At 60.7% G+C, this 15,983-nt stretch carries 19 protein-coding genes; 14 read left to right on the top strand and 5 right to left on the bottom strand.

All coding sequences use genetic code 11. The features are described 5' to 3' along the window. Nucleotides 1-48: 48 nt before the first annotated feature. Genes ACU0FH_RS10495 through ACU0FH_RS10485 form a run of 3 tightly spaced genes read left to right on the top strand, consistent with a single transcriptional unit; the run spans nt 49 to nt 3,826 of the window. On the top strand, nt 49-996 hold the full coding sequence (locus ACU0FH_RS10495; protein WP_446194553.1) for an ABC transporter permease: 948 nt from the start codon (nt 49-51) through the stop codon (nt 994-996). Continuing rightward, nucleotides 993-2,876: a dipeptide/oligopeptide/nickel ABC transporter permease/ATP-binding protein gene (locus ACU0FH_RS10490; RefSeq protein WP_446194552.1), complete on the top strand. Its 1,884-nt coding sequence runs from the start codon at nt 993-995 to the stop codon at nt 2,874-2,876. The genes ACU0FH_RS10495 and ACU0FH_RS10490 overlap by 4 nt, the downstream gene beginning before the upstream one ends. Continuing rightward, the gene (locus tag ACU0FH_RS10485; protein ID WP_446194551.1) at nt 2,873-3,826 is read left to right on the top strand and encodes an ABC transporter ATP-binding protein; all 954 of its coding nucleotides are present in this window, start codon (nt 2,873-2,875) and stop codon (nt 3,824-3,826) included. The genes ACU0FH_RS10490 and ACU0FH_RS10485 overlap by 4 nt, the downstream gene beginning before the upstream one ends. 8 nt (nt 3,827-3,834) lie before the next feature. On the opposite strand, the gene ACU0FH_RS10480 is transcribed toward ACU0FH_RS10485, so the two are convergent. Together ACU0FH_RS10480 and ACU0FH_RS10475 are read right to left on the bottom strand one after the other, a co-directional pair. Next, a complete protein-coding gene (locus ACU0FH_RS10480; protein ID WP_446194550.1) occupies nt 3,835-4,584 on the bottom strand; it encodes an META domain-containing protein in 750 nt (249 codons plus the stop codon). Nucleotides 4,585-4,763: 179 nt separating this feature from the next. Beyond that, nucleotides 4,764-5,129 carry a DoxX family protein gene (locus ACU0FH_RS10475; RefSeq protein ID WP_446194549.1) on the bottom strand — a complete coding sequence of 122 codons (366 nt, stop codon included), beginning with the start codon at nt 5,127-5,129 and terminating at the stop codon, nt 4,764-4,766. Nucleotides 5,130-5,233: 104 nt separating this feature from the next. On the opposite strand from ACU0FH_RS10475, the gene ACU0FH_RS10470 reads away from it, so the two are divergent. Then, the gene (locus ACU0FH_RS10470; RefSeq protein ID WP_446194548.1) at nt 5,234-5,398 is read left to right on the top strand and encodes a hypothetical protein; all 165 of its coding nucleotides are present in this window, start codon (nt 5,234-5,236) and stop codon (nt 5,396-5,398) included. A 39-nt stretch (nt 5,399-5,437) separates the two neighbouring features. On the opposite strand, the gene ACU0FH_RS10465 is transcribed toward ACU0FH_RS10470, so the two are convergent. Further along, complete coding sequence (locus ACU0FH_RS10465) at nt 5,438-6,952, bottom strand: bifunctional aminoglycoside phosphotransferase/ATP-binding protein (RefSeq protein ID WP_446194547.1); 1,515 nt, start codon at nt 6,950-6,952, stop codon at nt 5,438-5,440. Nucleotides 6,953-7,127: 175 nt separating this feature from the next. Between ACU0FH_RS10465 and ACU0FH_RS10460 the strand changes: the two genes are divergently transcribed. The 3 genes from ACU0FH_RS10460 (at nt 7,128) to ACU0FH_RS10450 (ending at nt 8,843) form a co-directional block, all read left to right on the top strand. Then, complete coding sequence (locus tag ACU0FH_RS10460) at nt 7,128-7,430, top strand: phasin family protein (RefSeq protein WP_446194546.1); 303 nt, start codon at nt 7,128-7,130, stop codon at nt 7,428-7,430. A gap of 139 nt (nt 7,431-7,569) precedes the next feature. Further along, complete coding sequence (locus ACU0FH_RS10455) at nt 7,570-8,496, top strand: DnaJ C-terminal domain-containing protein (RefSeq protein WP_446194545.1); 927 nt, start codon at nt 7,570-7,572, stop codon at nt 8,494-8,496. Further along, nucleotides 8,493-8,843, top strand: coding sequence for a MerR family transcriptional regulator (locus ACU0FH_RS10450; protein ID WP_446194544.1), 351 nt, complete (start codon nt 8,493-8,495; stop codon nt 8,841-8,843). Before ACU0FH_RS10455 ends, ACU0FH_RS10450 begins: the two co-directional genes overlap by 4 nt. Before the next feature lie 4 nt (nt 8,844-8,847). Here the strand turns inward: ACU0FH_RS10450 and ACU0FH_RS10445 are convergent, their stop codons facing one another. Both ACU0FH_RS10445 and ACU0FH_RS10440 read right to left on the bottom strand, forming a co-directional pair. Continuing rightward, on the bottom strand, nt 8,848-9,894 hold the full coding sequence (locus ACU0FH_RS10445; protein ID WP_446194543.1) for a YeeE/YedE family protein: 1,047 nt from the start codon (nt 9,892-9,894) through the stop codon (nt 8,848-8,850). A gap of 40 nt (nt 9,895-9,934) precedes the next feature. Next, nucleotides 9,935-10,321 (bottom strand): ArsR/SmtB family transcription factor, encoded by a 387-nt coding sequence (locus ACU0FH_RS10440; RefSeq protein ID WP_446194542.1) that lies wholly within the window; start codon nt 10,319-10,321, stop codon nt 9,935-9,937. Nucleotides 10,322-10,593: 272 nt separating this feature from the next. Between ACU0FH_RS10440 and ACU0FH_RS10435 the strand changes: the two genes are divergently transcribed. The 7 genes from ACU0FH_RS10435 to soxB all read left to right on the top strand — a co-directional run bounded on the left by ACU0FH_RS10435 (nt 10,594) and on the right by soxB (nt 15,981). After that, nucleotides 10,594-11,334, top strand: a complete 741-nt coding sequence (locus ACU0FH_RS10435; RefSeq protein ID WP_446194541.1) for a cytochrome c biogenesis CcdA family protein — start codon at nt 10,594-10,596, stop codon at nt 11,332-11,334. A gap of 17 nt (nt 11,335-11,351) precedes the next feature. Beyond that, nucleotides 11,352-11,915: a thioredoxin family protein gene (locus ACU0FH_RS10430; RefSeq protein WP_446194540.1), complete on the top strand. Its 564-nt coding sequence runs from the start codon at nt 11,352-11,354 to the stop codon at nt 11,913-11,915. 99 nt (nt 11,916-12,014) lie between these two features. Next, nucleotides 12,015-12,491 carry a sulfur oxidation c-type cytochrome SoxX gene (gene soxX / locus ACU0FH_RS10425; protein ID WP_446194539.1) on the top strand — a complete coding sequence of 159 codons (477 nt, stop codon included), beginning with the start codon at nt 12,015-12,017 and terminating at the stop codon, nt 12,489-12,491. Between the two features lie 22 nt (nt 12,492-12,513). Beyond that, a complete protein-coding gene (gene soxY, locus ACU0FH_RS10420) occupies nt 12,514-12,933 on the top strand; it encodes a thiosulfate oxidation carrier protein SoxY (RefSeq protein WP_446194538.1) in 420 nt (139 codons plus the stop codon). 16 nt (nt 12,934-12,949) lie between these two features. After that, nucleotides 12,950-13,279, top strand: coding sequence for a thiosulfate oxidation carrier complex protein SoxZ (soxZ, locus tag ACU0FH_RS10415; RefSeq protein ID WP_088631557.1), 330 nt, complete (start codon nt 12,950-12,952; stop codon nt 13,277-13,279). A 53-nt stretch (nt 13,280-13,332) separates the two neighbouring features. Next, nucleotides 13,333-14,187, top strand: a complete 855-nt coding sequence (soxA, locus tag ACU0FH_RS10410) for a sulfur oxidation c-type cytochrome SoxA (RefSeq protein WP_088631558.1) — start codon at nt 13,333-13,335, stop codon at nt 14,185-14,187. Between the two features lie 96 nt (nt 14,188-14,283). Then, nucleotides 14,284-15,981, top strand: coding sequence for a thiosulfohydrolase SoxB (gene soxB / locus ACU0FH_RS10405; protein WP_446194537.1), 1,698 nt, complete (start codon nt 14,284-14,286; stop codon nt 15,979-15,981). Nucleotides 15,982-15,983: the final 2 nt, after the last annotated feature.

The following is a 15,983-nucleotide window of genomic DNA, read 5'->3' as shown; positions in this document are numbered from 1 at the left end:
AAGAGGGGTGCGGTGCCCCTTGTCCGGACCAGCCCGGGGAGGGCAAGGATGGGAAGCTATATCGTCAAACGATTGTTGTCGGCCATCCCGGTATTGCTCGGGATCACGGTGATCGTTTTCCTGATCATGGCGATGATCCCTGGCGATCCGGCCACCGCGATCCTTGGGTCCTATGCCACGCCGGAGAACGTCGAGAAGCTGAACCGCGATCTTGGGCTCGATAAGCCATTGGTGCAGCAGTATTTCATTTGGCTTGGCAATATGCTGACCGGTAATTTCGGTACCTCTTTCGCGCTGAACCGGCCGGTAATCGATGAGGTGCTGGAACGTTTCAACGGGACACTGGTGCTGGCCGGGACCGCCTTTGTGCTCTGTTCCATCTTTGGCGTCATCGCGGGGGTCGTTTCCGCCGCGAACCAGTATGGCGCGGGCGACAAGATCATTACTTTCGCGGTGCTTCTGGGGATTTCGATCCCGTCCTTTTTTCTTGGCATGATGATGATCCTGTTTTTCGCGGTGAACCTGCGCTGGTTCCCGGTGTCGGGCATGTGGCCGATCTACGGCGCGCGCGATCTGTCGGCTCTGGTCAGTCACCTGACCCTGCCTGCCATCGCGCTGGCCGTGGTGGCGACCGGGGTGATCGCGCGGCTGTCCCGGTCGGCCATGCTCGAAGTGTTGCGGCAGGATTTCATCCGCACCGCGCGGGCCAAGGGCGTGCATGAGCGTGGGGTGATCTGGCGTCATGCGCTCAAGGCGGCGATGGTGTCGATTATTCCGGTGCTGGGCATCCAGGCCGGGTTCGTGTTGTCGGGCGCGGTTTATATCGAGATTGTCTTCCAGTGGCCCGGCGTGGGCCGGATGCTGGTCGACGCGATCCTGAAGCGGGATATCCTGCTGGTGCAGGGCGGCGTCGTCTTTGTCGCGGCTTGCTACGTTTTGTTCAACATCGCGGTGGACGTGACGCAGAGCCTGCTTGATCCGAGGATCAAGACATGACCGGTTTTCTCAGACTGCTGGCGCGGAACCGGCTGGCACTGGCCGGGGCGATTGTTATGGCGCTGGTGGTGTTGCTGGCGCTGGTCACGCCGATTTTGCCGCTGGCGGACCCGGATGTGACGGATACGGCGAACCGGTTCAGGCTGCCGTTCAGCGAGGGGGCGCTGCTGGGGACGGATCATCTGGGCCGGGACATGCTGTCGCGGCTGCTTTGGGGGACGCGGCTGTCACTCGCGGTGGGGTTTGCCGCTGCCATCGTTGCGGCGACGATCGGTGCGGCCATCGGGATCATTTCGGGCTATTACGGCGGGCGGGTCGACAATATCATCATGCGCGGCGTCGATATGCTCATGGCCTTTCCCTATATCCTGCTGGCGCTTGCGATTGTTGCCGCGCTTGGGCCGGGGCTTTTGAACGCGCTGATCGCCGTGGCGGCGGTGAACGTGCCGTTCTTTGCCCGCAATATCCGCGGCATCACGGTGGGGCTGGCGCATAAGGAATTCGTGGATGCGGCGCGGCTGGCGGGACTGACCAACGCGCGGATCATCCTGACCGAGATCCTGCCCAACGTGATCCCGGTGATCGTGATCGCCATGTCCACCACCATCGGCTGGATGATCCTTGAAACCGCCGGTCTGAGCTTTCTTGGTCTTGGGTCGCAGCCGCCGCAGGCTGATCTCGGGTCGATGCTGGGCGAGGCGCGCTCGGCTCTGATTACCAATCCTCATACCTCGATTGTGCCGGGTGTAATGATCCTGATCATCGTGATGTCGATCAACCTGCTGGGCGACGGGGTGCGTGACGCGCTTGATCCGCGCCTGAAATCCGGCGCCCTGTCGCGGCCCATGGCGGCCACACGAGTCGACCGGCGCGAGCCGGTGCCCGAGGCCACCGGTGCAGGATTGCTGGAGGTGCAGAACCTGCAGACCCAGTTCCATGTGCGCGACCGGAACTACAGGGCTGTCGGGGGTGTGTCGCTGCATGTGAAGCCGGGCGAATGCCTGGGGATCATCGGCGAGAGCGGCTCGGGCAAGTCGGTCACCGCGCTAAGCGTCATGGGGCTTGTCGCGTCGCCGCCGGGCGTGATCGCGGGCGGGGCCGTGCGCTATGACGGGGAAGACCTGATCGGCGCGCCCTACCGACGGCTGCGGGAGATGCGGGGGCGCAACGTGGCCTATATCTTTCAGGACCCGCTGGCGACGCTGCATCCACTTTACCGTGTCGGCGATCAGCTTATCGAGGCGATCCGCTCGCACCGGCCCATCGGCAAGGCGGAAGGCCAGACGAAGGCTATTGAACTGCTCAAGGCAGTGCGGATACCGAACCCGGAAAAACGCGTGTCGGATTACCCCCACGAGATGTCCGGCGGGATGCGGCAGCGGGTCGGCATCGCGATGGCGCTGGCGAATGATCCGGATATTATCATCGCTGATGAACCGACCACCGCGCTGGATGTCACGGTGCAGGCGCAAATCTTGTCTTTGCTGGACGATCTGCAGCGGTCGCGTGGGCTGGCGATTGTGTTCATTACCCATGATTTCGGCGTCGTCGCGCAGCTTTGTGACCGGGTTGCCGTGATGTACGCGGGGCGCATCGTCGAGGAAGGGCCGACGCGGGGCATCCTTGAAACGCCGCTGCATCCCTATACCGCACGGCTGATGGCCTGTGTGCCGGAACTGGGCGGGGGCAAGCGACGGCTCGAGGCGATCCCGGGCCTGCCGCCGGTGGTCGACAAGCTGCCCGCAGGCTGCGCCTTTGCCGACCGCTGCACCAAGGCGCGCGAGGATTGCCGAACGGGCGAAATCCATCTTGAACGCGAAGGCGCGCGGGCCGTGCGTTGCATCCACCCGGAGACGCCGCTGCGGGAGGCTGCCGAATGACGATTGCACTTCAGCTCGATAATCTGTCGAAATCCTTTGCGGTCGGGCGCCGCCTGTTCGGCGCGCCCAAGGGCGTGGTGCGGGCGGTGCATCCGATCACGCTTACGGTCGAGAAGGGCGAAACCCTTGGCATCGTGGGTGAATCCGGATGTGGCAAGTCCACCCTCGCGCGGATGCTGGTGGGATTGCTTGAGCCGACCACGGGCCAGATCGAAATCGAGGGTGCAGCGCTCGACAATGCGGATCCGGCGGTTTTCGGGAAACGGATCCAGTACGTGTTTCAGGACCCGATTTCCTCGCTCAACCCGCGCAAGACGATCCGGCAAGTGATGGAAGCGCCGCTGAAACGGCTCCACGGCATGAAAAAGGCCGAGCGCAACCGACGGATCGCCGAGATTTTCGACAGCGTGAACCTGCGGGAAGAATTCCTTGATCGCTATCCGCATGAATTTTCCGGCGGGCAGGCCCAGCGCATCGGGATCGCGCGGGCGCTGGCGGCCGAAGCCAGCATCCTGATCCTTGACGAGCCGGTTTCCGCGCTGGATGTTTCCGTGCAGGCGCAGGTGCTGAACCTGCTGGCCGATCTAAAAGCCGAGTTGGATCTGACCTACCTGTTCATCAGCCATGATCTTGCGGTGGTCGAAGCGGTCAGTGACCGTATCGCCGTGCTTTATTTCGGATCGGTGATGGAAATCGGACGTGCGGAAGAGGTGTTTCGCGCGCCCCGCCATCCCTATACGCGTCTGCTGGCCGAGAGCGCGCCGGTGGTTGGCCGTCCGCTGACTGCGCCCGAGGCGAAAGGCAGCGAGCTTCCCGATCCGCTGAACCCGCCGCCGGGATGCGCCTTTGCGGCGCGTTGCCCGCATGCAACGGAGATTTGCCGGAGCGAGACTCCGAAACTGCCCGAGGGCGGTCAGTCGGGCGCGGCCTGTTTCCATCCGCTGGCTTAAGGTTGCTGTCAGCGGGCCGTTATACTGTGCCCATTGGGACCGGTCAGGATGAGCGCCCCGGTTGGCGAGATTTCGAAACGCTCGACGTCGTTCAGCGCAGCGAAGAATTTCGCCTCCTGATCTCCGAGGGCCGGTACGCAGGCTTTGCGGGTGCTCGCAACGGGGCCGAGAGACAGTTTGTCACCATCGATTTCGTAAGACCCGGTGTAGGTGTTGCAGCCGCCCAAGCCGTAAACGCGACCCTCATCGTCAAAGGTCAGAGTCGTGCGGGCATTGTCGATGACACCCTTGCCGTCGATATCCTCGACCAGCCATTCGCGGCCTGTGATTTCAGGCATGCCCGAGACTTGCGACAGGAGCAACCGGCCAAGCTTGACCTCTTGCAGCGCCGGGTCAACTGGGATGGTCTCTGTCGTTGTCCAGATCAGCGCACCATCGGGCGCATGGATCGTGCCTCTGAGCGCCAGCATCCTCTCGGCTCCAAGCGTTTCACGCCGTAGGGAGAAGGCAAAGGGCACAGGCACCTGCCCGGCGGGAATTTCGAGCAAGGCCAGCCGTGTCGCGCCGACGTCCATCCGGCTGGCATCGATCAGAGTAATGCGGGCCGTGGACTCCGGTGGCAGGGCGATCCGTTCTCGGTATTCGAGACTGCCTGAAATGGTGATCATGTCCGGTTCAGCCGAAATGGAAGGCGCGACGGTGATGAAAAGCGCGCCAAACAGCCATATCAGAGCCTTGCTCACGAGGTTTCCGATCATCGTCACACTCCGTCTATGCCGTTTCGTGGCCGGATCCAAATGCGAAGGGCAAAGTAAAAAAGACCCGATCAATTTCTGGGCGAGTCTTTTTCTACCATTCGGTAAGCAGCGGAGCGAGAGATTTATCCTGTAGCGGATTGCTCGCAGTCCGCCCGCGCGCGCTGCGCTTGCAAGGTTCGCTACTGGCGGACCGCTTTCGCTGAGGCTACCCGCACGGTCAGCGCGGCGTTCAACAGGACCAGCGCGAGAACGATCAGGGGCGGAATCGCGTGGGAATATTCCCCCGCCAGCAGAACCGTTCCGGCCGCTGCCGCCATGACGCCGGCTGCGAGCAGGCTTCCGATCAGGCGGGTGCGCGGCATTGCGATCAGGATCGCCGAGAACCATTCCAGAAGACCGGTCAGATAGTTGAATCCGCTCGGATAGCCCCAGCGTGCGTAATCCATGAGGATTTCAGGCGTGGCGAAAATGTTCATCGTGCCGCCAAGGGCAAAGAAGGCGACCAGCAACCACGCGAAAATAGAGCGCCACGGGATATTCTTCATTATTCTTCACTTTCATTTCTGGTGCTCTGTCGAGCGGATGGGCCGACCATCAGAGCATTTCGGACCCGTTGCCATCGCGAGACAACCGAACCATAGCGCGGGTCGTGCCACACCAGCGGCGCGCGGTCGAGGCTCTGGACCAGTTCTCGCGCGTGCCCGGCAAAAAGAATGTGGTTCAATCGCTACTTGGCAAGTCGGACAGCATCGAGAGTACAGAGCATCGTGGGGCCGGGCGACGCTGTTCCCACGTGATCAAGAACACTGCGTGAGTTAAATCCATTCGATTACCGTGTGGCGCTAGTAGTGGCTTATCGGACGATGTCGAACGCCCGGGCAACCAGGTCGTTTAGTTCTCCGTTGGTATCGAGGCAGGTCCAGGCAATATCTCCGACATCGCGTTTTGATTGCTTCGCGACCACCGAGGCATCTGCGTCGGAGGCATCCTCCCGGCGATTTGTGACGCGGTTTGTCAGGGTCTTTTGTGGCGCTTCGAGCCATATTCCCGTGAAATTGACACCGGCGCGTTGCGCCAGCGATGCGACGGCCTCGCGTTCTGCTTGCGCCATGAAGGTCGCATCGAGGATGACGGACTGACCCACGGCGAGAATGGTTTCGGCCCGCTGCTGAAGCCTGTCATAAACGGCCTGCGCAGATGCGGCCGAGTAGGCGTCCTCGGGGAGATGTTCCAGCGGATCGACACCGGCCAGCGCCTTACGCTCAAGATCGCTGCGAAGGTGTACCGCGCCCGGAAAACGCCCAATCTCGGGGGCCAGACATCGGGCCAGTGTTGTCTTGCCGGTGCCTGACAGCCCGCCCACCGCAATCAGGCGCGGCGGCGCATCGGCAAGCGCCCTGCCCGCGTAATCCATGTAGGATTGCGCATCACTGTTGGATTGGCCTTCGTGGTGCGCGGCGGCGTCCGTCTGGACATCCACCATCGCGCGGATACCGGCGCGGATTGCAAGGAACAGCGGTAGCGCGGCAAGCGAGCTGTCTTCCGCGCCGCCCTGTTCGAAAAGCCATGCGTTCAGGACTATATTCGCAGCGCGGTGCAGAGCCTGGTGCTGCAGGTCCATCACCAGAAAGGCGAGGTCATATAGGATGTCGCATGTGCCGAGCGTTTCATCGAATTCCAGCGCATCGAACGGGACCGGTCGCCCGTCGATCAGCACGAGGTTGCGCAAATGCAGATCGCCGTGGCAGCGGCGCACGCGGCCCGCTGCGCTGCGCTCGGTCAACAGCGGCGAAACCCGGTCGAAAGCCTTTCGGGCGCGCGATGAAAACTGCGCCACGCGTGCGTCACCCAATTGCGGCCCCATGCCGGAAAAGGCGGTTTCGAGTTCTTCGATGATCTCGCCGATCAAACGCGCGCCGTCTGCCTCACGTGGGGACGATTGCGCATGATATTTTGCAACCGCGCGACCGAGGTCTTCGGCCAGCCGGTCCGTCATTTCACCGCGCGCGACGACCTGCGACAGCTCGGCCTCTTTGGGGAAACGCCACATGCGCAGGACCCATTCGACCGGCTCACCGGTTCCGTCAAGGTCCAGCCCATCTTCGTTCCGCGTAACGGGGATGACGTCGCGATAGATCTCGGGCGCGGCGGGCTGGTTCAACTCCAGTTCGCGCCGCAGCATCTTTTCGCGGATGTCCAGCGTCGAAAAATCCATGTAATCATAGCTGACCGCGCGCTTGATCTTTAGCGCCTCGTCTCCGGCAAGAAAGATATGCGCGCCATGGGTTTCCACATGGTCGACCGACGCCCCACCGTGCTGCGCCGGGTTCATCAGAAATTGGATGACCTCGTCCTGTTCGTCGGACATTTTTGCGCCCTTCCCTATCCTGTCGTCACCGCCCCCTGCGTTTACAACGGAACATACAATTCGGGCCGCAGCCTAGGCATCGCAAAGACAAGTTACGTTGACTTCGATCAAGGTAGAAATGCGGCGGATGCGCAGAATACGGCAATCAGTTCTTTCAGATACCGGAGACCGAATCATGGCGAATACCAAAGAAAAGGCACCCGTCGAAAAGATGATCAAACTGCGCTGGGATTTTTCCAAGTGGAACGGCAGGGACTATCTGGAAACATGGTTGGATATCGGCAGTGAACTTCAGGATTTTGTCGCCGAGCGCATCCGCGAAGACGTGCTGACCCAGCATCGCATCCTGCATTCCCATACACCGGGTGAGCTGAAGCATATTCAGGCCGAATATGTGCAAAAGGCGATGGACGATTACGCCGAAAAGACCGGCAGGCTGGTGGAACTGAGCAACAAGCTGATGACCCCACCAAATTGACGGCGGTTCGTCACGGCCGGAAAGTATCTGCGAAATACCCGAAGCGATGGACTGATTTGATATTCAATCTCGGATCTCGAAAAATCGATCATATATGTAACAATAACATACGTCATTAACTGACACGAGACACCGACCGATGAGTGATGATCCTTACAAGGTTCTGGGTGTGGCCAAGACGGCAACGCAGGACGAAATCAAGAAGGCCTATCGCAAGCTTGCCAAGAAGCTGCACCCCGACCTGCATCCCGGCGACAGCGGCAAGCAGGCCGAGTTTCAGGCGGTTTCGGCGGCCTATGATCTGCTTGGCGATCCGGAAAAACGCCGGCAGTTCGACGCGGGCGAGATAGACGCCTCGGGACAGGAACGCCCGGAGCGGAACTTTTATCACCAATATGCCGGCGGCAATGAAGGCAGGCGATATGATCCCGGCACCGGCCAGGAAGGGTTCGAGAACATGTCCGACCTGTTTTCCGATCTCTTCGGGCGGCGCGGGTCGGGCGGTTATCGGCAGAGCTTCGATGCCCGCGGGCAGGATCTGCGCTATAATCTCGAGGTCGATTTTCTGGATGTGGCCCGTGGCGGGAAACATGCGGTGACGATGCCAGACGGCAAAAGGCTCGACATATCGATCCCTAAGGGGCTGCGCGAGGGCCAGACCCTGAGGCTTCGTGGCAAGGGTGCGCCGGGTCATGGCAAGGGACCGGCAGGCGATGCGCTGGTCACGATTTCGATTCGACCCCACCCTGTATTCCAGCGGGAAGGCGATGATATCGAGGTCGAACTGCCGATCAGCTTCGACGAAGCGGTTCTGGGCGCAAAGGTCGAGGTGCCGACGATTGACGGGCCGGTTTCCATGTCGATTCCCAAGGGCGCGTCCTCGGGCCGACGGCTGCGGCTGAAGGGAAAAGGCATCGCCAAGAGCGGCGGCGGTGCGGGCGACCAGATCGTGCGGCTGAGGATCGACATACCCAAGCATACAGATGCGCAAATGGAAGAGATCGCAAAGCGCTGGCGGGATCATGTGAATTTCGACCCGCGCGAGGAGCTGCGGAGGAAAACATGAGTTATGACGAACGTGCTGTCGTTGCCCGTATCCGGCGCCTGAGTCTCAGGGATCTGCGGGTCTGGGTCGGGGAAGGCTGGGTGCGCCCCGCGCAAGGCGACAGCGGCCCGGTTTTCGATGATCTGGACATCGCGCGAATCCGGCTGGTGTGCGATCTGCGCAAGGAGATGTCTCTGCCCACCGATGCGATCCCGGTCGTGCTGTCCTTGCTCGACAACCTTCACAGCGCGCGGCGGGAATTGAAATGCCTTGCCAAGGCGGTGGAAAAACAGCCCGATGAGGTTCGGCGGGACATCGTGGCCGTCTACCGCGCGACGAGAGAGACGGAACCGGCGAACGAGGCGTGACTGTTTACTGGGAGTAACCCAAGAGCAGGTGACGCAGGCCCAGCGCCGCGCCGGCAAAGATCGACAGCAGTGTCGGCACGGCGGAATAGGCCAGCAGCGAGAATGCGGAAATGCCCTGCCCGATACTGCAGCCGACCGCCAGTATCGCACCGCCGCCCATGAGCGCGGCGCCAACAATCTGGCGTTTTAATTCGCGGGAATCGTCGCAGGCTTCCCAGCGGAATTCACCCCGCAGGCAAGAGCCGATCCATGATCCGGCGAGCACGCCCGCGATAGAACCGACACCGAAGGTCAGCGGCGTGCCCGAGGCTGTCATGAGAAAGAGCGTGGTTTCTCCGATCGGTGCGGCAAAGGTATGGGTGCGGGGGATCTCGGCCGAGAAGCCATGGACAGAAACCCACTGCGTGCCCATCCAGCCCGAAACCACGGCAAGGCCGACCACCGCGCCCCAGAATATATGCCGGACAGTCATGGGTTCCCACTGATGGGCGAAGGTCGCGCCAAGGATGATCGCGCCGATGGCGATGCCGGTGATCCAACGCGGGACGCCGGTCAAAGCCTCAATGGCGAGGGACATGCTTTGCGGATCAGGGGCCGTATCGACCGGAAAGAGCGTCAGGCGTAGGGTCGCGAGCGGACCGGACATCACGATATATGCCGAAATGCCCATTACCAGTACGATCATCAGGGAACGGAGGTCGCCTCCACCCAGACGCGCCAGCGCGCCGTAGCCACAGTTGCCGCTGAGCGCCATGCCGTAACCGAAAGTCAGCCCGCCGAGTACCGCGCCGACCGGGTTCCAGGTCAGGGCGACATAGGCAGTGTCTTCGGCAGCGATCAGGTTGAAATGCATAGCGAGATGGGCCGCGATCACGGCCGTGCCGATGGCGATCCCCCACATGCGCAGACGTCTTTCATCCCCGCCATAGAGCGCATCCTCGATGGCGCCGAGCGTGCAGAATCGACCGACACGCGCGGCCAGTCCAAGGGCGATACCACCCAATAGGCCGATCAGCGCAACAGCCTGCGCCTCGGACAGATAGTCAAGCATTTCATCGTCCTGTGCCTTAACCGCGCGGCGGGCCGCGCGGTCACTCCTCCCGACAGAACAGGTCGTAGACAACTTCCATGATTTTGCGCGGCCGGTCATCTGTCAAGGCGTAGTAGATCGTCTTGCCCTCGCGGCGCGGCGTTACCAGGCCCTCGAGCCTGAGCCGCGACAGCTGCTGAGAGACCGCCGCTTGTCGTGCCGACAACAGTTCTTCGAGTTCCATCACCGACTTTTCGCCCGAGACGAGATGGCACAGGATCATCATCCGGCCTTCGTGTCCGATCGTCTTGAGGAAATTCGACGCGCGCGTGGCATTGCGCATCATCCGGTCCATTTCCTCGGGGCTTGTATCCGCGTCAAAGACCGGAAGGCGCGCGGCAACAGGTTCGGCGTTTTGATCTTCAGTTTTGCCGCTTTCAAGCGTCATCGTTCATTCGTCCTGTTTCGCTCAAGCCCATGTCGTCGGTTGTTAGCATAGGGCTCAATGGGATGCGAAAAAAGTCTTTACCCGGTCGGCAGGCAAACCGTTTGGACCCGACGCCATTGAGGACGCGGGTATCGGCCCAACAGAATTGCGGGGCCAATGCCAAGACGGCGAGAGATATTCGTTTTGTAATCTTCACTTTGCCAGATTGAACCCAGGGTCATTCAAAATCATAATGTAATATTTGAATTTATCAAGATGAATGGGCGGTTCCGATGCTGGATGTCACTTTTCTCGGCGCTTTGGTCGCGGGGATGCTGTCCTTTGTGTCGCCCTGCATCCTGCCTATGGTGCCATTCTACCTTGGCTACTTGGCGGGGACGGGGGTGCAGAACCTTGCGGAAGACGGTGCCGTGCCAGCGGCGGTCCGGCGACGGGCGGTTCTGGCCTCGGCCCTGTTCGCGCTTGGCGTGACCACGATCTTTGTCGCTTTGGGCGCGTCGGCGTCATTCTTTGGCCAGATGGTGCGAGACTATTTCGATATCCTCAAATGGACGGCGGCTGCGATCATCTTTGTCATGGGGCTGCATTTTCTGGGGGTGGTGAAAATTCCCCTGCTCTACCGCGAATGGCGGGCAGATGCGGGCGATGTACAGAACGTCAGCCTTGTGGGCGCCTATGTGATCGGTCTTGCCTTTGCCTTTGGCTGGACACCCTGTGTGGGTCCGGTTCTGGCCGCGATCCTGTTCACCGCCGCCGGAGAGGAATCGGCCCTGCGGGGCGGGCTCCTCCTGTTCATCTACGGGGTAGGGATGACCGCGCCATTCGTGGTCGCGGCGCTGTTCGTCGGCCCGTTCATGCGGTGGATGAAGCGATTCCGAAAGCATCTTGGACTGGTCGAAAAGGCCATGGGCGTGCTGCTCATCCTGTTCGCGGTACTGATCGCAACGGATTCGGTGAACCTTATTGCGCAATGGATGCTGGAACACGTGCCGTGGTTCCAGAATGTGGGGTGACCCCCCGGGAGGAAAAAATGAAGCAACTATTGGGAACACTGGCCGTAATGTTGACGATGGCGGCGCCGGTTCATGCGACCGGGTTGGGTGATGACGGTCTACACAAGGCACCGTGGATGCACGATACCTTCAGGGACCTACGCGAAGACCTTGCCGAAGCGGAGGCCGAGGGCAAACGGCTGATGCTGCTGATTGAGCAGCGGGGCTGCATTTATTGCAGCAAGATGCACGAGGAAGTCTTTATCCAGCCTGAAATCGAGACCCTGCTGAACGACAGCTATTTCGTCATCCAGATCAATATGTTCGGCGACGTGGAAGTCACCGATTTTGACGGCACCGCGTTGGCCGAAAAAGAGATGGTGCGCCGCTGGGGCCTGCTGTTCACCCCGACGATGATCTTCATGCAGGAACAGGTGCCCAAGGACGCGATGGCCACGCAGGCAGCCGCTGCCGTCATGCCGGGTGCCTTTGGCAAGCAGACCACCTTCGACCTGCTGAACTGGGTGCTGGGAAAAGGCTATGATGGGGAGGAGCCGTTTCAGAAATACCATGCCCGGAAAATCGAAGAGCGCGGGAACTGAATCGCAAGCGAATCACATCATAATATTCAACTAGATGAATTTGATGTTGCGTTCTGCGGCATATCGTTGCTAACGTGACGTTACAATTCGGGAGGAGACATGAGGATCACGGTTCTGATTCCGTCTGCGCTCGCGCTTTTCGCGACCGCGGCGGCGGCTGAGACAGTGCTGCCTGCGAACATTGAGTTCAACGAGGGAGCGATCGAAGCGCCGCTCACCGATGCGCTGGGCGATCCGGCACGCGGCAGGGAAATCATGATATCGCGCGGCAAGGGCAACTGCATTGCCTGCCATGACGTGGCGGCGCTGAAAGACGCACCGTTTCATGGCGAAGTGGGCCCGCCGCTCGACTTTGTTGGCGAGTACCGCAGCGCGGCCGAGCTGCGCGGGATCGTGGCCAACGCGAAACAGACGTTTGAAGGGACGGTGATGCCGGCCTTTTACAAAACCACCGGCTTTGTCCGGCCCGGCGATGCCTACACGGGCAAGGCCGCACCGGCTGACCTGCCACCGATCCTGTCGGCGCAGGAGATCGAGGACGTCGTCGCCTTTCTCCAGACGCTGAAGGAGGGATGACCCGCATGATGAGGAGAGTGCAATGCAACTGACGAGACGCGAAACCCTGGCCCTTGGGGTTGGCGCTGCGGCCATGACATTCCTGCCGTTCCGCGTGAACGCGGCGGCAGCAGACGATCTGATCGCGGAGTTTACCGGCGGTGCGGATCTAACGAAGGGCGGGGTCGACCTGAACGCGCCAGAGATCGCGGAAAACGGCAACACGGTTCCAATCGATGTCAGCGCCCCCGGCGCCACGGCCATCATGGTTCTGGCAACAGGAAACCCCACCCCGCCGGTCGCGACCTTCAACTTTGGCCCGCTTGCCTCTGAACAGCGTGCCTCGACCCGTATCCGGCTGGCCGGGACGCAGGACGTGGTGGCGGTGGCAAAACTTGCCGACGGCAGTTTCGCCAAGGCATCGAAGACCGTGAAGGTCACTATTGGCGGCTGCGGCGGCTGAGAGAGGAGCTCAAGAAATGGCAGAAGGTGTAAAAGCCCGCGTGAAAGTACCGAAATCGGCGGCGGCGGGCGAGGATATCGTCATCAAGACGCTGATCAGCCACCCGATGGAGAGCGGCCAGCGGAAAGACAGCGATGGCAACAAGATACCGCGCTCGATCATCAATCGCTTTACCTGCGACTTCAATGGCCAGAACGTGATCGACGTCACGCTGGAACCGGCGATTTCGACCAACCCGTATTTCGAATTCGTGGCCAAGGTGCCCGAAGCCGGTGAGTTCAAATTCACCTGGTACGACGATGACGGCTCTGTCTACGAGGAAAGCAAGGCGGTCGAGATCGGCTGAACGCGCCACCTGCTCCGGACCAGTCCGGGGCAGGCAGCTTTGGGAGGAGTGACATGAAGTACAAACCGATGACGGCCATTGCCGTCACGCTCGCGGCGATTGGGACTGCCGCCTTTGCGGACGCCGATGACCATCAACTTGTCATCAACGGCGAGACCGAGATCGTTACCGAAGCGGCCGCGCCTGATCACATGGAAAATATCGACACGATCTATTCCGGCTGGCGTTTCCGGTCGGAAGAGACGCAGGCGCTGGAAGCGGATGATTTCGACAATCCCGGCATGATCGCCGTCGATCAGGCCATGGATAGCTGGTCGACTGTCGAGGGCGACAAGAACAAGTCCTGCGCGTCCTGTCACGGTGACGACCCGGCCGAGAGCATGGCCGGCGTTCGCGCGGTCTATCCGAAATGGAATGACGATGCCGGTGAAGTCCGCACCCTTGCGATGCAGATCAATGGGTGCCGCGAAAGCCAGATGGGCGCGGAACCCTATGGCTATACCAGCGCCAAGATGACGGCGATGGAGGCTCTTATTTCCGTTCAGTCGCGGGGTCTTCCGGTGAACGTCGCTATCGATGGCCCGGCTCGGGAAACATGGGAAAAAGGCAAAGAGATCTATTACACCCGGTACGGTCAGCTTGAACTGAGCTGCGCGAATTGCCACGAGGAAAATTATGGCAATCACATCCGGGCCGATCACCTCAGCCAGGGCCAAATCAACGGTTTCCCGACCTACCGGCTCAAGAACACCAAGCTGAACCAGGTGCAGGCTCGTTTCAAAGGGTGCGTCCGTGACACCCGCGCCGAGACCTTTAATCCCGGCAGCCCCGAATTTATCGCGCTTGAGCTTTACGTCGCCTCGCGCGGCAATGGGCTTTCGGTGTCCGCACCCTCGGTCCGGAACTGAGTTAAAACCCCGCGCGGCAAATCCGGGCGGGGATATCTGCACCAAATACATTCATAATGATGAATGTTTATATGTGAACCGAGGAAGGCAGCACACATGATCTCTCGACGCGATTTCCTGCAGGTTTCCATGGCCGCAGCGTCCTTGACCGGCGCCTCGGGCTTTGGATCATGGGCGCGGCTGGCGGCTCAGCAACGCCTGACGCAGGACCAACTGTTGGAATTCGAAACCTTCGGAAATGTCTCGCTCATCCACATCACCGATATTCACGCGCAACTGAAACCGATCTTGTTTCGCGAACCGTCTGTCAACATCGGTGTCGGTCCGAACAAGGGAGAGGTGCCGCATGTCACCGGTGCCGATTTCCGCCGTCTCTATGGAATAGAGGACGGCAGCCCGTCGCATTACGCCTTGTCCTCGGGAGACTTTTCAGCGCTGGCGCAGACATATGGCAAGGTTGGCGGGCTTGACCGGGTTGCAACCGTGGTCAAGGCGATCCGCGCCGCCCGGCCGGACGCGCTTTTGCTGGATGGTGGCGACACATGGCACGGATCTTATACCTGCTACCAAACACAGGCGCAGGACATGTTCAACGTCATGGCCGCCCTGAAACCCGATGCGATGACCTTTCACTGGGAATTCACCCTTGGATCGGACCGCGTGGCCGAGCTTGTCGAGGCGCTGCCCTTTGCCGCTCTGGGACAGAACATCTTTGACGCGGAGTGGGACGAACCGGCGGAACTCTTCCCGCCTTACAAGTTCTTCGAGAGCGGCGGCGTCAGGATCGCGGTGATCGGACAGGCGTTTCCCTATATGCCGATCGCCAATCCCGGCTGGATGTTCCCCGAATACTCGTTCGGCATCCGGGACCAGCATATGCAAGAGATGGTCGACGAGGTGCGTGAACAGGGGGCCGAACTGGTGGTCTGCCTGTCACATAATGGTTTCGACGTGGACAAGAAAATGGCCTCGGTCGTGACGGGTATCGACGTGATCCTTTCGGGCCATACCCATGACGCGCTGCCCGAGCCTGTTCTGGTTGGCGACACGATCATCATCGCGTCGGGGTCGAACGGAAAATTCGTAAGCCGTATCGATCTGGATGTACGGGACGGTCAGATGATGGGGTTCCGTCACAAGCTGATCCCGATCTTTTCGGATGTGATCGAACCCGATGCCGAGATGACCGCGCTGATTGACGAGGAACGCGCGCCATATAAGGCGGAACTGGAGGAAGTGATCGGTACGACCGACTCGCTGCTTTATCGGCGCGGCAATTTCAATGGCTCCTGGGATGATCTGATCTGCGATGCGTTGCTTTCTGAGCGCGACGCGGAAATCGCGCTGAGCCCCGGTGTGCGCTGGGGGCCAAGCCTGACGCCCGGGGCCGAGATCACCCGGGAAGACATCTGGAACGTCACCTCGATGACCTACCCCGAGGCCTACCGCACCGAGATGACCGGCGAATTTCTGAAAGTCGTGCTCGAGGACGTGGCCGACAACATCTTTAACCCAGATCCCTATTACCAGCAGGGCGGTGACATGGTGCGGACCGGCGGCCTTGGCTACCGTATCGACATCTCAAAGCCGCAGGGGGAGCGGATATCTGAGATGACGCTGTTGAAAACCGGTGAAAAGATCGACCCTGCCCGCAGCTATCAGGTCGCCGGATGGGCAAGCGTCAACGAGGGCACGGAAGGACCGCCGATCTGGGACGTGGTCGAAGCGCATATCCGCAAACTGGGGACAGTGACCACCACCACCCGCGAAACCGTCGACGTGGTGGGGCTCTAGCC

It is taken from the genome of Heliomarina sp. (assembly GCF_052826185.1).
Note: the sequence above shows the minus strand (reverse complement) of the source record. Positions and strands in the feature narration are given on the sequence as shown.

Excerpts from the sequence above, each read along its gene's own strand:
- soxY (WP_446194538.1), top strand. The coding sequence starts at position 12,514 with ATGCAACTGACGAGACGCGAAACCCTGGCCCTTGGGGTTGGCGCTGCG.
- ACU0FH_RS10440 (WP_446194542.1), bottom strand. The coding sequence starts at position 10,321 with ATGACGCTTGAAAGCGGCAAAACTGAAGATCAAAACGCCGAACCTGTT.
- soxA (WP_088631558.1), top strand. The coding sequence starts at position 13,333 with ATGAAGTACAAACCGATGACGGCCATTGCCGTCACGCTCGCGGCGATT.
- ACU0FH_RS10465 (WP_446194547.1), bottom strand. The coding sequence starts at position 6,952 with ATGTCCGACGAACAGGACGAGGTCATCCAATTTCTGATGAACCCGGCG.
- ACU0FH_RS10450 (WP_446194544.1), top strand. The coding sequence starts at position 8,493 with ATGAGTTATGACGAACGTGCTGTCGTTGCCCGTATCCGGCGCCTGAGT.
- ACU0FH_RS10445 (WP_446194543.1), bottom strand. The coding sequence starts at position 9,894 with ATGCTTGACTATCTGTCCGAGGCGCAGGCTGTTGCGCTGATCGGCCTA.
- ACU0FH_RS10490 (WP_446194552.1), top strand. The coding sequence starts at position 993 with ATGACCGGTTTTCTCAGACTGCTGGCGCGGAACCGGCTGGCACTGGCC.
- soxB (WP_446194537.1), top strand. The coding sequence starts at position 14,284 with ATGATCTCTCGACGCGATTTCCTGCAGGTTTCCATGGCCGCAGCGTCC.
- ACU0FH_RS10480 (WP_446194550.1), bottom strand. The coding sequence starts at position 4,584 with ATGATCGGAAACCTCGTGAGCAAGGCTCTGATATGGCTGTTTGGCGCG.
- soxZ (WP_088631557.1), top strand. The coding sequence starts at position 12,950 with ATGGCAGAAGGTGTAAAAGCCCGCGTGAAAGTACCGAAATCGGCGGCG.
- ACU0FH_RS10460 (WP_446194546.1), top strand. The coding sequence starts at position 7,128 with ATGGCGAATACCAAAGAAAAGGCACCCGTCGAAAAGATGATCAAACTG.
- ACU0FH_RS10475 (WP_446194549.1), bottom strand. The coding sequence starts at position 5,129 with ATGAAGAATATCCCGTGGCGCTCTATTTTCGCGTGGTTGCTGGTCGCC.
- ACU0FH_RS10430 (WP_446194540.1), top strand. The coding sequence starts at position 11,352 with ATGAAGCAACTATTGGGAACACTGGCCGTAATGTTGACGATGGCGGCG.
- ACU0FH_RS10495 (WP_446194553.1), top strand. The coding sequence starts at position 49 with ATGGGAAGCTATATCGTCAAACGATTGTTGTCGGCCATCCCGGTATTG.
- ACU0FH_RS10455 (WP_446194545.1), top strand. The coding sequence starts at position 7,570 with ATGAGTGATGATCCTTACAAGGTTCTGGGTGTGGCCAAGACGGCAACG.
- ACU0FH_RS10485 (WP_446194551.1), top strand. The coding sequence starts at position 2,873 with ATGACGATTGCACTTCAGCTCGATAATCTGTCGAAATCCTTTGCGGTC.
- ACU0FH_RS10435 (WP_446194541.1), top strand. The coding sequence starts at position 10,594 with ATGCTGGATGTCACTTTTCTCGGCGCTTTGGTCGCGGGGATGCTGTCC.
- soxX (WP_446194539.1), top strand. The coding sequence starts at position 12,015 with ATGAGGATCACGGTTCTGATTCCGTCTGCGCTCGCGCTTTTCGCGACC.